Origin of the sequence: Thermoactinomyces sp. CICC 10522 (assembly GCF_016055075.1) — a bacterium.
GTDB classification, from domain to species: Bacteria; Bacillota; Bacilli; order Thermoactinomycetales; family Thermoactinomycetaceae; genus Thermoactinomyces_A; species Thermoactinomyces_A daqus.
Genome location: NZ_JAECVY010000001.1, coordinates 327,414 through 340,761, shown reverse-complemented (window position 1 = coordinate 340,761; position 13,348 = coordinate 327,414). Strand labels below are relative to the sequence as shown.

The 13,348-nt window shown below is 51.5% G+C and carries 15 protein-coding genes; 2 read left to right on the top strand and 13 right to left on the bottom strand.

All coding sequences use genetic code 11. The features are described from left to right. Positions 1 to 20: 20 nt before the first annotated feature. The 4 genes from I8U18_RS01760 to I8U18_RS01745 all read right to left on the bottom strand — a co-directional run bounded on the left by I8U18_RS01760 (position 21) and on the right by I8U18_RS01745 (position 2,010). Positions 21 to 668 (bottom strand): NfeD family protein, encoded by a 648-nt coding sequence (locus I8U18_RS01760; RefSeq protein ID WP_052154348.1) that lies wholly within the window; start codon positions 666 to 668, stop codon positions 21 to 23. Between the two features lie 86 nt (positions 669 to 754). Further along, positions 755 to 1,198 (bottom strand): GatB/YqeY domain-containing protein, encoded by a 444-nt coding sequence (locus I8U18_RS01755; protein ID WP_033101737.1) that lies wholly within the window; start codon positions 1,196 to 1,198, stop codon positions 755 to 757. A 14-nt stretch (positions 1,199 to 1,212) separates the two neighbouring features. Further along, a complete protein-coding gene (gene rpsU / locus I8U18_RS01750) occupies positions 1,213 to 1,386 on the bottom strand; it encodes a 30S ribosomal protein S21 (protein ID WP_033101738.1) in 174 nt (57 codons plus the stop codon). Positions 1,387 to 1,665: 279 nt separating this feature from the next. Beyond that, positions 1,666 to 2,010 carry a histidine triad nucleotide-binding protein gene (locus tag I8U18_RS01745; RefSeq protein ID WP_033101739.1) on the bottom strand — a complete coding sequence of 115 codons (345 nt, stop codon included), beginning with the start codon at positions 2,008 to 2,010 and terminating at the stop codon, positions 1,666 to 1,668. A gap of 94 nt (positions 2,011 to 2,104) precedes the next feature. On the opposite strand from I8U18_RS01745, the gene I8U18_RS01740 reads away from it, so the two are divergent. Continuing rightward, positions 2,105 to 2,470: a hypothetical protein gene (locus I8U18_RS01740; protein WP_033101740.1), complete on the top strand. Its 366-nt coding sequence runs from the start codon at positions 2,105 to 2,107 to the stop codon at positions 2,468 to 2,470. Positions 2,471 to 2,631: 161 nt separating this feature from the next. Continuing rightward, positions 2,632 to 3,600, top strand: coding sequence for a Na/Pi cotransporter family protein (locus I8U18_RS01735; protein ID WP_033101820.1), 969 nt, complete (start codon positions 2,632 to 2,634; stop codon positions 3,598 to 3,600). Here I8U18_RS01735 and deoC read toward each other — a convergent pair. The 9 genes from deoC to I8U18_RS01690 all read right to left on the bottom strand — a co-directional run bounded on the left by deoC (position 3,597) and on the right by I8U18_RS01690 (position 13,303). After that, a complete protein-coding gene (gene deoC / locus I8U18_RS01730) occupies positions 3,597 to 4,268 on the bottom strand; it encodes a deoxyribose-phosphate aldolase (RefSeq protein WP_033101741.1) in 672 nt (223 codons plus the stop codon). The genes I8U18_RS01735 and deoC overlap by 4 nt on opposite strands. Next, positions 4,265 to 4,702, bottom strand: coding sequence for an NUDIX hydrolase (locus I8U18_RS01725; RefSeq protein WP_198059174.1), 438 nt, complete (start codon positions 4,700 to 4,702; stop codon positions 4,265 to 4,267). Before I8U18_RS01725 ends, deoC begins: the two co-directional genes overlap by 4 nt. Positions 4,703 to 4,863: 161 nt before the next feature. Beyond that, a complete protein-coding gene (gene mtaB, locus I8U18_RS01720) occupies positions 4,864 to 6,210 on the bottom strand; it encodes a tRNA (N(6)-L-threonylcarbamoyladenosine(37)-C(2))-methylthiotransferase MtaB (protein ID WP_033101743.1) in 1,347 nt (448 codons plus the stop codon). Positions 6,211 to 6,221: 11 nt separating this feature from the next. Next, a complete protein-coding gene (locus I8U18_RS01715) occupies positions 6,222 to 6,953 on the bottom strand; it encodes a 16S rRNA (uracil(1498)-N(3))-methyltransferase (protein WP_198064428.1) in 732 nt (243 codons plus the stop codon). 17 nt (positions 6,954 to 6,970) lie between these two features. Beyond that, the gene (gene prmA, locus I8U18_RS01710; protein WP_198064427.1) at positions 6,971 to 7,912 is read right to left on the bottom strand and encodes a 50S ribosomal protein L11 methyltransferase; all 942 of its coding nucleotides are present in this window, start codon (positions 7,910 to 7,912) and stop codon (positions 6,971 to 6,973) included. Positions 7,913 to 7,979: 67 nt separating this feature from the next. Then, positions 7,980 to 9,119, bottom strand: coding sequence for a molecular chaperone DnaJ (gene dnaJ / locus I8U18_RS01705; protein ID WP_033101745.1), 1,140 nt, complete (start codon positions 9,117 to 9,119; stop codon positions 7,980 to 7,982). A gap of 133 nt (positions 9,120 to 9,252) precedes the next feature. Further along, the gene (gene dnaK, locus I8U18_RS01700) at positions 9,253 to 11,082 is read right to left on the bottom strand and encodes a molecular chaperone DnaK (protein ID WP_033101746.1); all 1,830 of its coding nucleotides are present in this window, start codon (positions 11,080 to 11,082) and stop codon (positions 9,253 to 9,255) included. 47 nt (positions 11,083 to 11,129) lie between these two features. Continuing rightward, entirely contained in the window at positions 11,130 to 11,747 is a 618-nt protein-coding gene (grpE, locus tag I8U18_RS01695; protein WP_052154349.1) for a nucleotide exchange factor GrpE, read from the bottom strand. Between the two features lie 11 nt (positions 11,748 to 11,758). Beyond that, positions 11,759 to 13,303, bottom strand: coding sequence for a TCP-1/cpn60 chaperonin family protein (locus I8U18_RS01690; RefSeq protein ID WP_198055301.1), 1,545 nt, complete (start codon positions 13,301 to 13,303; stop codon positions 11,759 to 11,761). Between the last annotated feature and the right edge of the window lie 45 nt (positions 13,304 to 13,348).

Below are 13,348 nucleotides of genomic sequence, written 5' to 3'. Positions count from 1 at the left end.
GAATGATCAGGAAAAGATGACTAGTCCTCGATCTTTCGTACGACGACTCTGGCCCCTTCAACGGCGATCACCTTTACCTTCGCACCTTGCGGAATGATCTCTCCTTCACTGACAACATCTTCTTTCCGTTCTCCAAACCGGGCAAACCCGGAAGGACGGAGCTGGGTGACGGCGACGCCTTCCATGCCCAACAGATCCCGACGCTTTTTTGCGGACACATACCCCTCTTCATTCCTTTGTTCCGCCTTCAGCACAATCCGGTTCCAGGACGCTTTTAACCCGATGAAGCGGATCAGCACCCATAAAATGATGCCGGCCAGCACAAAGCCGATGACAAGGGCCGTCAATCCCGCCCACAAATCGGCTGCCGCCATGACAATTGAGGCAAGAATCATCACAAATCCGATCACTCCCAAAATTCCAAGCGTCGGCAACATCAATTCCAAGACGAGTAAAACGGCCCCCAGCACAAACAGAGCCGGTGCTCCCCAGCTCACCGTTCCCATGGTGAAATGAGCCCAGAAATAGAAAAAGAAACAAATGAGCCCGATGATCCCTGGTGCCCCAAAACCCGGCGACATCAGTTCAACCGCAATTCCGATCAAACCGATGGCCACAATCACGCCCATGACATAGGGATTGGTAAGAAATTGAGCGATCTCATACATGCTTCTTCTCCGCCTCTCCCTTCCTGATTCAGTGGTCAGACTGAAAAAAAACAGCGTGTTTTGGTTAAAACACGCTGCTGCATAACTCAACTCAACGCTTCGGACACCAAGCGGTTGACCAATCTTCCATCCGCTCTTCCTTTTACCTTGGGCATGAGAGCACCCATCACCTTACCCATATCGGCTTTGGATGAAGCACCCAATTCCTGGATCACCTGCTGCACAAGTGCTTTTACTTCATCCTCGCTCATTTGTTCAGGCAAGTAAGCGCGGAGGATCTCCATTTCCTCTTTCTCTTTTTGCACCAAATCCTCCCGGCCTGCCTTTTCGTACTCGGAAAGTGAATCCTGGCGCTGTTTCACTTCGCGCAACACCACTTCGAGCACCTCTTCATCAGTAAGCGGACGCCGTTTATCGATTTCCGCTTTTTTGATGGAAGACTTCAGCATGCGAATCGTGGAGAGTTTGGTTTTTTCTTTATTTTTTAGCGCCAACTTCATATCTTCGTTTAATTGTTCCAAAAGACTCAAGAGTTGCCACCTCTTTAGCGACGCTTTTTGCGAGCGGCCTCTGATTTTTTCTTGCGACGTACGCTAGGTTTTTCATAACGCTCGCGCTTTCTTACTTCCGCCAATACACCGTCTCTGGCGCAAGAGCGTTTGAAGCGACGCAAAGCGCTGTCCAGCGATTCGTTTTTGCGCACACGGGTTTCTACCATGCTATTCCCTCCCTCCACGGGTCAGCTAGGCCGTTTGGGCGCGCAGCCATAGCTAAAGGAAAAGACCCACACATTTCCACGCAAGCATCGGCCTGATCCCCAGCGGAGAGTCAGCACGACAACTGCATCAGAAAACTACCAACGATGCCCAAATCAAGCCTTTCCCAGGCTTTTTCCAAAGCCCAAGCTCTGGAAACCGTTGGGACACAAAGAGTCATTTTATATTATAACGTACAAGTCCAAAACCTGTCAAAACGCTTCAGCCTGTTATTGAAGAAATCAGCCCGGAGGCCAAGTGAGGGTACGTCCGCCCAGCAGATGAAAATGGATGTGGAACACGGTCTGACCGCCATGTTCGCCGGTATTATTCACCACACGGAATCCTTTTTCATCCAGGCCGAGTTCACGGGCCAGCTTTTGGATGACCAGATGGATCTTGCCGACCAGTTCTTGATCTTCTTCCTCCAGGTGCATCAGCGATTGAATATGTTTTTTCGGAATGACGAGGACATGAGTGGGCGCGGCGGGTGCAATGTCATGAAAGGCAAGTACATCGCGGTCTTCATACACTTTTTTTGAAGGGATCTTCCCTTCGATAATCTGGCAAAAAATGCAGGATTCCACTGTTTGAACCTCCACTCTCGATTAGGATCAGTACATTCACCCATGGTTCTCATCAGCATATACTATAACACGTTGAGGAAAAGAGGTGAATAAATTGGTTCGTCGACCTTCTGCTTATGAATCCCATCTCCGGCGGCTGATCCGCAAAATGATCAAAGAGGAACTCCGGTCCTTGTCCGAAAGCGGACAAAACACGGAAGGAACGGAGGCTGAAACCGCCAGCACTTCTGCTGGAGAGCAAGCGGAGCAAATTGCCCCTCCCCGCTTTGCGGACGGATTTCAGACGGAGACGTGGGCGATTTTTGGTTCTCCCGAACCCGACCCGGAAAAGCAGTTGCTACCGAAAAGAGAACAACCGCGAGCCTTGCCGGGTTTCCCCGAACTGTACCGGCCCGATTTTACCGGATTTGATTCTCCCCCTTTTCTTCCCCGAAGGCCGCAACCATTTCAGGATTCTTGATCAATTTCCACGCGGACAAAAACCGGAACGGTGTTGCAGCCAAACTGGCATTTGTCCGCTCATCTCCCTTGAACGAACGGTTCTTTTCCATTTTACTGGTCATGCTCCCTGTCTGTCCACCATATATATAGGCAAAGGATCAGGAGGGGTGGGTGCAGACCATGTTCAGGGAAATCGGAATTCCATTTCTTATCGGGCTTTGTGTGTTCATGATCGGGCTACACTTTATGCGGACAGGCTTGGAAGCGCTGGCGGCCAATCGCCTGCAAGATATTCTGCTCAAGTTCACGCGCACCCCGTTCAGGGGGTTTGTGACCGGAACGATTACAACTGCATTCTTGCAGTCTTCAAGCGCGATCACGGTTCTGACAATCGGTTTTGTCAATGCGGGTGTTTTGACCTTCGCCCAGTCGATCGGCATCATTCTGGGGAGCAATATCGGGACAACCATTACAACGCAAATCCTCGCCCTTAAAATCGAGGATTTCGCGCTTCCCCTTCTCATCCTCGGCACCATTCTCTGGATGTTGCCGCAGCTCATTGTCTCCCGTCTGGGAAAAACGACGGCCGGTTTTGGAATGATCTTTCTGGGGATCGATTACATGCAGAAAATCGCTTCGCCGATCAAAGAACACGGTCTGATCCAGTGGGTGATCGACTATGGCGGCCATCCGATCCTGGCCGGGATTGTTATCGGGGCTGTTTTTACCGCGCTCATTCACAGCAGCAGCGCCTGCATCGCGATCACGATGGGCTTCTACGCCTCCCATGCCATCCCTTTGCCGTTTGCGATCGCGGTTGTTTTCGGCAGCAATGTCGGAACCTGTGTCACCGCCATCCTCGCGGCGGTCAACGCCAACACGGCCAGCAAACAAGTGGCTTTATCCCATTTTCTTCTAAATTTGGCCGGAGTGATCCTGTTTGCGCCGCTCATCCCGTTGATCAGCCAATTCACGCCTTATCTGTCCGATAATCCAGCCACCCAAATCGCCCATATCCAAACGCTGTTCAACGTGATTTGCTCCGTAGCCGTACTGCCGTTTTGCGAACCGTTCGCCCGGGGGATTACCTATCTGATCCCCGATGAAACCGTGACATGGAAAAGAGGCGATTTTCACCGCCTCCCTTAATACGAGCCGCTCCCCTGCCCGCCACTGACAATTGCGACGCTTGCGCTGGCTCCAATCCGGTTTGCCCCGGCTTCCACCATTTTTTTCGCCGTCTCCTGATCGCGAATTCCGCCGGAAGCTTTTACACCCAAATCGGTACCGACGGTTTTGCGCATTAACCGAACGGCTTCAACGGTTGCCCCTCCATTGCCAAACCCGGTCGATGTTTTGACAAAATGAGCGCCCGCTTCTTTGGCCAATTTGCTTGCACCCGCGATTTCTTCATCATTGAGCAGTCCGGTTTCGAGGATCACTTTGACCAATTTCCCCTCTGCCGCTTTCACCACCGCCTCAATATCGCGTTTGACCGTTTCCGAATCTCCTGATTTTAATGCTCCGATATTGATGACCATGTCGATTTCATCGGCCCCGTTTTTAACGGCATCCTTGGTTTCGAACACTTTGGTCTCCGTTGTGGTGGCTCCGAGCGGAAAGCCGACAACCGTACATACCTTCACATCCGTTCCGGCCAATAACTTCGCCGCCTCCTTTACCCAAAATGGGTTGACACAAACAGAGGCGAAGTGATATTGTTTTGCTTCCTCACACAAAACGCGGATTTGTTCCAGCGTTGCTTCCGGTTTTAAGAGCGTATGATCGATCATCGCTGCCAGTTCTTTTGCATTCATGATTCATTTCCTTTCCGTAACCTGATTTGCTCGAGAGCGAGTTTCATCACTTCATCATTGTTATCATAGCCAAATTCCCGCTGTTTTTGCCATGCCTCTTCGGCAGGCAACCAGACGACACCGTTAATCTCCTCCAACTGCGGTGTCTCCGTTCCGGTCAGCGCCTTCACGAGATAATAGACGACGCTCTTTTCCACTTGTCCATGCAGTTCATGTAGATAATGGTAAGTAACTGTTTGAAGCCGGGATTCAATCCGGCCCTTAATTCCGGTTTCTTCCTCGATTTCCCGTAAGGCGGTCTCCTCATCCGTCTCTCCCGGCTCTTTTTTTCCTTTTGGCAGCGTCCAACGGCCAAACCGATCTTCAATCATCAGAATTTCGGTCCGCCTGTCTCGTTGCCGGTAGACAACACCGCCGGCGGAAACTTCTCTCATCCTCGACCATCCCTTCCACTGTTTGCTATGAGATCATAGCACAATTTTCCCTTACGAGACAAGCCGGGAAGCGCTTAAACGGACAGATGATCTGCCTAAAATGCCGCAAATCCTTTTCATAAAAAAAGCCGTCAGCAAACACTCTGCTGACAGCCAGTGACCTAAACCGCACGAGCGGGACGCGGAACATCGTCGACAACGCGCACAAACGTGCCATGGCAATATTCGCCTTCCACCCGATCGATCCGCACGCGGCACACTTTTCCGACCATGTCTTCCGTTGCCGGAAAAGCAACTTGCAAATAGTTATCCGCATATCCCATATAAAGACCGCTGGTCGGATCTTCTTTAAAGGGACGCTCCGGGATCACTTCCAAGACATCGCCGACAAATTTTTGTGCGTAATCAACAGTCAGGCGGTTGGAAAGTTCAATCAGGCGGCGAACCCGCTCATGTTTCACTTCTTCCGGAACCTGATCCGGCATGCGCGCGGCCGGGGTTCCCGTGCGTTTGGAATAAGGGAACACATGCAATTGGTACATCTGCAGTTCCTCGATAAAGCGATAACCGCGCTCAAATTGTTCATCCGTTTCACCAGGGAAACCGACGATCACATCGGTGGTGATGGCCACTTGGGGCATCGCCTCGTGAAGTTCAAGGATTTTTTCCCTGAACTCAGCCGTGGTGTATTTGCGCCGCATCCGTTTCAAAACGGCATCATCCCCTGCTTGCAACGGGATATGAAGATGGCGGCACATTTTTTCAGAAGCGTTCAGCACTTCGATAATCCGTTCATCGATCTGGCTCGCCTCGATCGAGCTGATGCGAATCCGTTTCAGCCCTTCGATTTTATCGAGATCCCACAGGAGATCAGCCAGTTTATAGTTTTCAAAATCATCGCCATATCCGCCGGTATGAATGCCGGTGAGCACAATCTCCTTATAACCGGCGTCAACCAATTGGCGCGCCTGGGCCAGCACATTTTCCGGCTTGCGGCTGCGGGACAGCCCTTTGGCCCACGGAATAATGCAGAAGGTGCAGAAATTGTTGCAACCCTCCTGGATTTTCAGGGAAGCACGTGTGCGGTCCGCAAAGGCCGGTACATCCAGTTCTTCAAATTCCCGCTGTTTCATGATGTTGGCTACGGCGTTGATCGGTTGCCGTTCGTGGATAAATTTCTCCACATACTCAATTAACTTGTCACGCCCCTGCGTTCCCACCACGATGTCGACACCTGGAATCGCAGCCACTTCCGCCGGCGAGGTTTGCGCATAGCAACCGGTAACCGCGATCACCGCATCGGGATTGCGCCGGATCGCCCGCCGAATCACCTGACGGCTCTTTTTATCACCCGTATTGGTTACCGTACAGGTGTTGATCAGGTAAACATCCGCTTCTTCCTCAAACTCCACGCGTTCGTAGCCTGCTTTTTTGAACAGCTGCCACATCGCTTCCGTCTCATATGCATTAACTTTGCATCCCAATGTATGAAATGCCACCGTTCTCATCCATTTTCACCTCACAAATCGTCTCTTGCAAACATGATGCAAGAAAGCGCCACAAGCGGAGCGGTTTCCGTGCGCAGTATACGTGCACCCAAAGAGACGGGGATTGCTCCCTTCTCTTTGGCCGCTGCAATTTCCCGCTCCTCGAATCCGCCCTCCGGCCCGATGATCACCATGATATTGTTCGCACTCACGGATGAGATCGCCGCCTTCAGAGGAATTCCACCTTTTTCATAAGCGATAAAACTCGCCTCAGCCTTCTCCGTTTGCTCCAGCAACTCTTCCCACGCAAGCGGCCGGGAGACAGTGGGAATTTGCCCGCGGTGTGCTTGTTCTGCCGCTTCTTTGGCAATTTTTTGCCACCGTTCCCGCTTCCTGTCTGCCTTGCGTGCATCTATTTTAACAACGCTTCGTTTTGAAATAAACGGAATAAACGAAACCGCACCCAGTTCCGTTCCTTTTTGGATGATCCATTCCAGTTTATCCCCTTTGGGCAGGGACTGTGCAATGGTCACTTTGGTTCGGGGTTCACCGCGGGAAACGCTTCGGCCGATGATGCGGCAGCGCACTTCCTTTGCTGCGATCTCCATCACTTCCGCTTGGTAATCCAAGCCCTGACCGGCACAAACGATCAGGTTTTGCCCCGGCTTGGCCCGCAATACATTTTTCAGATGATGGACATCTTCACCCCGAATCACCAATTCATCATCAGAAATTTGCTCAGGTAAGACAAAATATCTCTGCATTTGACACTCCTGCCATTTTACCATTTTTTCGCGAGGATTGCCACCCAACCGTCCTGGTGTTTCGTTTCCAACACTTCAAGGCCGGCATCGAGGAGCGACGCTTCCACCCATTTTGCCTTTTCTTCGATAATCCCGGAAGCGATAAACGCTCCCCCCGGTTTTAACACCCGTGGCAAATCGTGAACCAGAAGCACAATGATCTCGGCCAAAATATTGGCCACGACCAGATCGGCGGTTTGCCCCACACCTTTGAGGAGATCACCTTCCCTGGCCTCGATGACCCCGGATAAATGATTGGTTTCCACATTTTCTCGTGTTTTTTCGACAGCCAGGGGATCAAGATCGAGCGCCAGAACATACTCCGCCCCCAATTTCCCGGCAACGATGCTCAGCACTCCGCTGCCACAGCCTACGTCAATCACACGGTCGCCGGGGGTTAAAGCCTGTTCCAGCAGGTGAATGCACAGAGCCGTGGTTGGGTGCGTCCCCGTGCCAAAGGCCATTCCGGGATCGAGTTCAATCACTTTTTCTCCCGGCGAAGGATCGTACTCTTCCCATGTCGGTTTAATCGTAATCCGGTCTGAAATTTTGCTGACCTTGTAGTATTTTTTCCATTCATCCGCCCAATCGTTTTCATTCACCATCCGGTGCGTGACCGTCCCCGGGGAGATGTTCAGTCCGCTGTGCTTCAGGTGCTCCAATCCTTCCCTCACCTTTTGCAACAGCGCCTCCGGGTCTTCAATTTCCAGTTCGGACAGATAGGCTTTGATGCGAACCCCTTCTTCGGGATAATCATCCGGCGAAAGCTCGATTATTTCTCCATAGCGATTTTCCCATGCCCGATGGAGCACTTCGGGATCTTCGATCGCGACACCATCAGCCCCCAGCTCCTGCAACAAAAAGCTGACGGCTTCGACTGCTTCCTGATTTGTGTGTATGACAATTTCCATCCAGTCCAATCCGATTCACCCACCTCATCTGACGATAAATAAAAAACGGGCTGATCCACGCCCGTTTCATCTGTGATCAGTCCCCGCGAAACGCTTGCTTCATTTTGTCAAAGAAGTTTCCGCCGGACTGCTCATTGTTGATATACTCGCCGCAAAGGCGACTGAAGTTGCGCAGGGCTTCTTTTTGTTCTTCCGTCAATTTGGTCGGCGTCACCACACGGACTTTCACGCGCAGATCACCTTCGCCGTAGCCGCGCATACGCGGAACTCCTTTCCCCTGCAGGCGGAATTCTGTTCCGGTTTGCGTACCGGCCGGCACTTTCAGCCGCGCCCGCCCGTTCAGCGTCGGAACGATGACCTCATCCCCAAGCGCCGCTTGTCCGAAGGTGATAGGCAACTCGCAAACAAGATCATCGCCTTCTCGTCTGAAGAAGTCATGCGGCTTAATAAAGATGGTGATATATAAGTCCCCTGGCGGCCCGCCATTAATCCCCGGTTCTCCTTCCCCGGAAACTCGCAATTGCGCCCCTTCATGAATTCCGGCCGGAATTTTGACATTGATTTTTTTCTTTTGTTTCACGTTGCCGGAACCGCGACAAGCGGGGCATTTTTCGCGAATGATCTTGCCTGAACCGTTACAAGCATGACAGATGCGGCGGTTCACAATCCTTCCAAACGGTGTGTTTTGCACCATTTCCGCCTGACCCGATCCGTGGCATACCGAACATGTTTCCGGGTGCGTTCCCGGTTTGGCTCCGGTACCGCGGCACTGATCGCATTTTTCCGTGCGCGGGATCACAACATCCACATTTTTCCCAAAAATGGCATCCTTAAATTCAATCTGCAGGCGAAACTCCAGATCGGCACCTTGGCGAGGCGCATTAGGATTGTTGCGGCGACCCCCGCCAAAAAACATATCAAAGATGTCACCAAACCCAAAATCGGTGTCAAAACCGGTTCCAGCTCCGCCAAAACCGCCTCCGCCAAAGCCGGCACCCGGACCCTCATGGCCAAACTGATCATAAGATGCCCGTTTTTGGGGATCGCTCAAAACTTCGTATGCTTCTTTTACCTCTTTGAATTTCTTTTCGGCATCTGCTGCTTTGTTGACATCCGGATGGTATTTGCGCGCCAATTTTCGGTAGGCTTTACGAATCTCATCGTCAGTGGCACCTTTGCTGACTCCCAATATTTCGTAATAATCGCGTTTACTCACCGGGTCACCTCCTCTACCGATCACAAAGCTTTTGGTTCAATCCCACAAAAAGAGAAAAGCCATGTCAAGGCAGAGCCCCGACAATGACTTTCCTCGTCGAGGAGAACTCTTTCCTCTCCTCCGTAAATGATCTTTATTTATCTTCTTTTACTTCTTCATACTCGGCGTCGACAACGTTGTCATCCTTTTTCGAAGCCTTTTCACCGCCTTGGTTTTGCGCCGCCTGTTGCTGCATTTGTTCATAAAGTTTGATGGACAGTTGTTGAACCGCTTGTTCCAGCTCCTCTGTCGCTTTTTTAATCGCGTCGTCATCGTCCTGTTCCAACGCTTTTTTCAAATTGTCTTTGGCAGCGTTCGCTTTTTCCACATCGGCGCTGTCCACTTTGTCGCCAAGGTCTTTGATCGTTTTTTCTGCCGTGAAAATCAGTTGGTCTGCCTTATTGCGAAGCTCCACTTTTTCTTTGCGCTTCCGGTCTTGATCTGCGTACATTTCCGCTTCTTTTACCATGCGTTCAATCTCTTCGTCGCTCAATCCGCTAGAAGACTGAATGGTGATCGCCTGGCTTTTGCCGGTTGCCTTATCCTTGGCCGACACGTTCACGATTCCGTTGGCATCGATCTTAAAGGTTACCTCGATTTGCGGAATCCCGCGCGGAGCCGGAGGAATATCGGTCAACTGGAAGCGTCCGAGCGTCTTGTTGTCCGCAGCCATCGGGCGTTCTCCTTGCAACACGTGGATGTCAACCGAGGTTTGATTGTCAGCCGCAGTGGAGAAGATCTGCGATTTTTCCGTCGGAATCGTCGTGTTGCGCTCGATCAGTTTGGTGAAAACGCCGCCCAGCGTTTCAATTCCCAGCGAGAGCGGGGTAACGTCCAGCAATACGATATCCTTCACATCCCCGGAGAGCACGCCGCCCTGGATCGCTGCACCCATGGCCACTACTTCATCAGGGTTTACCCCTTTGCTCGGCTCTTTGCCAATCAGGCGTTTGATCGCTTCCTGAACAGCCGGAATCCGGGTCGATCCTCCGACCAAAATCACTTTATCGATATCGCTCGGCTGAAGACCTGCATCGCTCAATGCCTGACGGGTCGGCCCCATCGTGCGTTCAATGAGATCGGCACTCAGCTCTTCAAACTTGGCCCGCGTCAGGGTAACTTCGAGATGCTTTGGTCCCGTTTCATCGGAAGCCAGGAACGGAAGCGAAATCGTCGTTGTCAAAAGACCGGACAAGTCTTTTTTCGCTTTTTCCGCTTCGGCTTTCAAACGCTGAAGCGCAGCGCTGTCATTGCGCAGATCAATTCCGTTTTCCTTTTTAAACTCCTCAATCAGATAATCAATGATCACTTGGTCGAAGTCATCCCCGCCCAGCTTGTTATCCCCGCTGGTGGCCAAAACTTCAAATACACCGTCACCAAGTTCCAAAATGGAAACGTCGAACGTACCGCCGCCGAGGTCAAACACGAGAATTTTCTGATCTTCCGCTTTGTCGAGACCGTAAGCGAGAGCAGCTGCGGTCGGCTCGTTGATGATGCGCAGCACTTCCAACCCGGCGATCCGTCCGGCATCTTTCGTCGCCTGACGCTGGCTGTCATTAAAGTATGCCGGCACAGTGATGACAGCCTGGGTAACCGGCTCTTCAAGATAAGCTTCGGCATCCTGTTTCAGCTTTTGCAGAATCATCGCCGAAATTTCCTGCGGGGTATATGATTTATCATCGATTTTTACCTTATGGTTGGTACCCATATGGCGCTTGATCGAAATCACGGTTTTGTCCGGGTTGGTAATTGCTTGCCGTTTGGCCGCTTCACCGACGAGACGTTCGCCCGTCTTGGAAAAACCGACCACGGATGGAGTGGTGCGGGCACCTTCCGCGTTGGGGATAACAACGACTTCGCTTCCATCCATGAAAGCAACGCAAGAGTTCGTTGTACCCAAGTCAATCCCGATAACTTTACCCATAGACTACTACCTCCTACCTGTTTTCACAAAGGTAAATGAACCTTTTCTCATTTGCTCACTTTTACCATGGAAGGACGGATCACACGATCCAAATAGCGATATCCCGGCTGAAGTTCTTCCACAATCGTTCCGGGTTCATGACTGCTGCTTTCAACTTGCATGACGGCATTATGTTCATGAGGGTCAAACGGTCTGCCCTCGGTTTCAATAAGGGTGAGTCCCGCCTGGGATAAAGCGTTCAAAAACTGGCGGTAAACCATTTCGATCCCTTCCTGCAACGTCTTTACATTCCCGCTGTCATCAGCTGCATCCAGAGCACGCTCGAAGTTGTCCAGAACGGGAAGAAGCGATTCCAAGAGAGGAACTACGCTATATTTTATAGCATCTTCTTTTTCTTTGCGCGCCCTGCGCCGATAATTTTCCAAATCGGCAAGCGCGCGCATGTAATGCTCCCGATGCTGCTCGGCCTTCGCCTGCCAGTTCTCAGCTTCTTTTTTTGCTTCCTCCAATTCCCGCTTCAAGGCGGAAATCACTTCATCGGGAGAAGCTGAATTTTCCGGAGAAGTATCTCCAGTATGTACGCTTTCTTGCCCCTCAGCTTCGTTCTTGCCCGAAAAAGGTTGGCTGCCAGCGTTTGGCTGGAGCTCTTCTCTTTCTCGATCCATTTTCAATCCTCCTATCCTGACTGTTCAGGGATCGGAACCGGCTTCATCTTCACGATGGTATGGATGCGCAAAATGGCAACGGCTACTTCACCGGCAGTTTTTAAGGCATTTGCCTTGACGGGAAGCGGATCAACAACACCCATTTCCACCATGTCCACAATCGTTCCGCGGTCGCAATCAATGCCCAGAGAATCGGATTGCCGTTTCATCTGAAGCGCTTTGACCGCCTCGATTTTTTCCAGCGGATTAAAGCCTGCATTGGCCACAACCTGACTCATCGGGCGTTCCAAACATTCTGCCACAACAGAAACGCCAAACCGCTCCATTCCCTGCACCATATCACGAAAGCGCTCAACATCGCGGGCGAGCGCCAATTCAACCGCACCTCCGCCGGGCAAAAATCCTCCGCACACGGCTGCTTGCACGGCCGATGCTGCATCTTTGGCAATCCTTTCCCGCTCTCTTACAACCTCTTCCGTTTGTGCACCCACGATCAATGTGGCCATCGGACGTCCTTTACCGCCGAGAATGCGCAGTTTGCCAAGGCGCTCATCATCGATCACGCCTGCACAGGAACCCAGAGTCGATTCCAAAGCCTCGAGCGACTTTTTCAGTCCGCTCCTTGTTACGATCCGTGCACCCGTATGTTCGGCGACCTCTTCCAGGTCCGCTTGGCTGACATCCGTTACCACAATCACTCCTGCATCGGTCAGAACCTCTTCCGCATAGGGATCCACCCCTTTGGAAGTGACGATCAGCCCCACTTGCAAATGGATCAGATGTTCCAATAGGACATAAAAAGCTTCATTTACATTTTCCTGTTTCGCCGAAGCTTCGCCAGCACCGTTCTTTTCCGCCGAATCAGGTTCCAGGGCATCGCTCAGAACCAAAACGCGCGTGTGATCCTTTTTGCGCGGCATTTGCTGATTCATCCTCTGCCGGTTGATCACCATTCCCGAAAAGACGCTGTTATCCACACGCGGATGAGCGATGATGCAATCGGCGAGCTTGAAGTTCTGATCCAATAATTTCTCGCGTCCCACCAAATGGGCAGCCTCAATGACGGCCATCGTAATATCTTCGTTTTCCCTGCTGGCGGTAAAAGCGATCCGTTGCAGCCATTCATCATCTAATTCGTAAATCGGTCTTGCTTTTTCCTTCATTTTACGCAACGCAAACCGAATTCCGCGATCGATTCCGGCGATGACCTTCGTCACAGGTACGCCCTTCACCACCTGTTTTACGCCTTCTTCCACCAGCGCTGCGGTTAGCAACGTTGCCGTCGTCGTTCCGTCTCCGACTTCTTCCTGCTGAGACTTGGCTACATTGACAATCATTTTGGCTGCAGGATGACTGATTTCCATACGATCCAGAATCGTGACACCATCATTGGTCACAATCACCCGATGGTTGTCATCGACCAGCATCGTGTCCAACCCTTTAGGTCCCAATGTGGAAGCGACTGCAGAAGCCACTGACCTGACTGCATCCGCATTGCTTTTTAGAGCTGAGAGCCGGGTCTCGTCCTTCACCGTTACGTATTCATGATCAGGCACCTTGGCTTCCCTTCCTTTCTATATATAGGGAGAGGGATTCAGCAA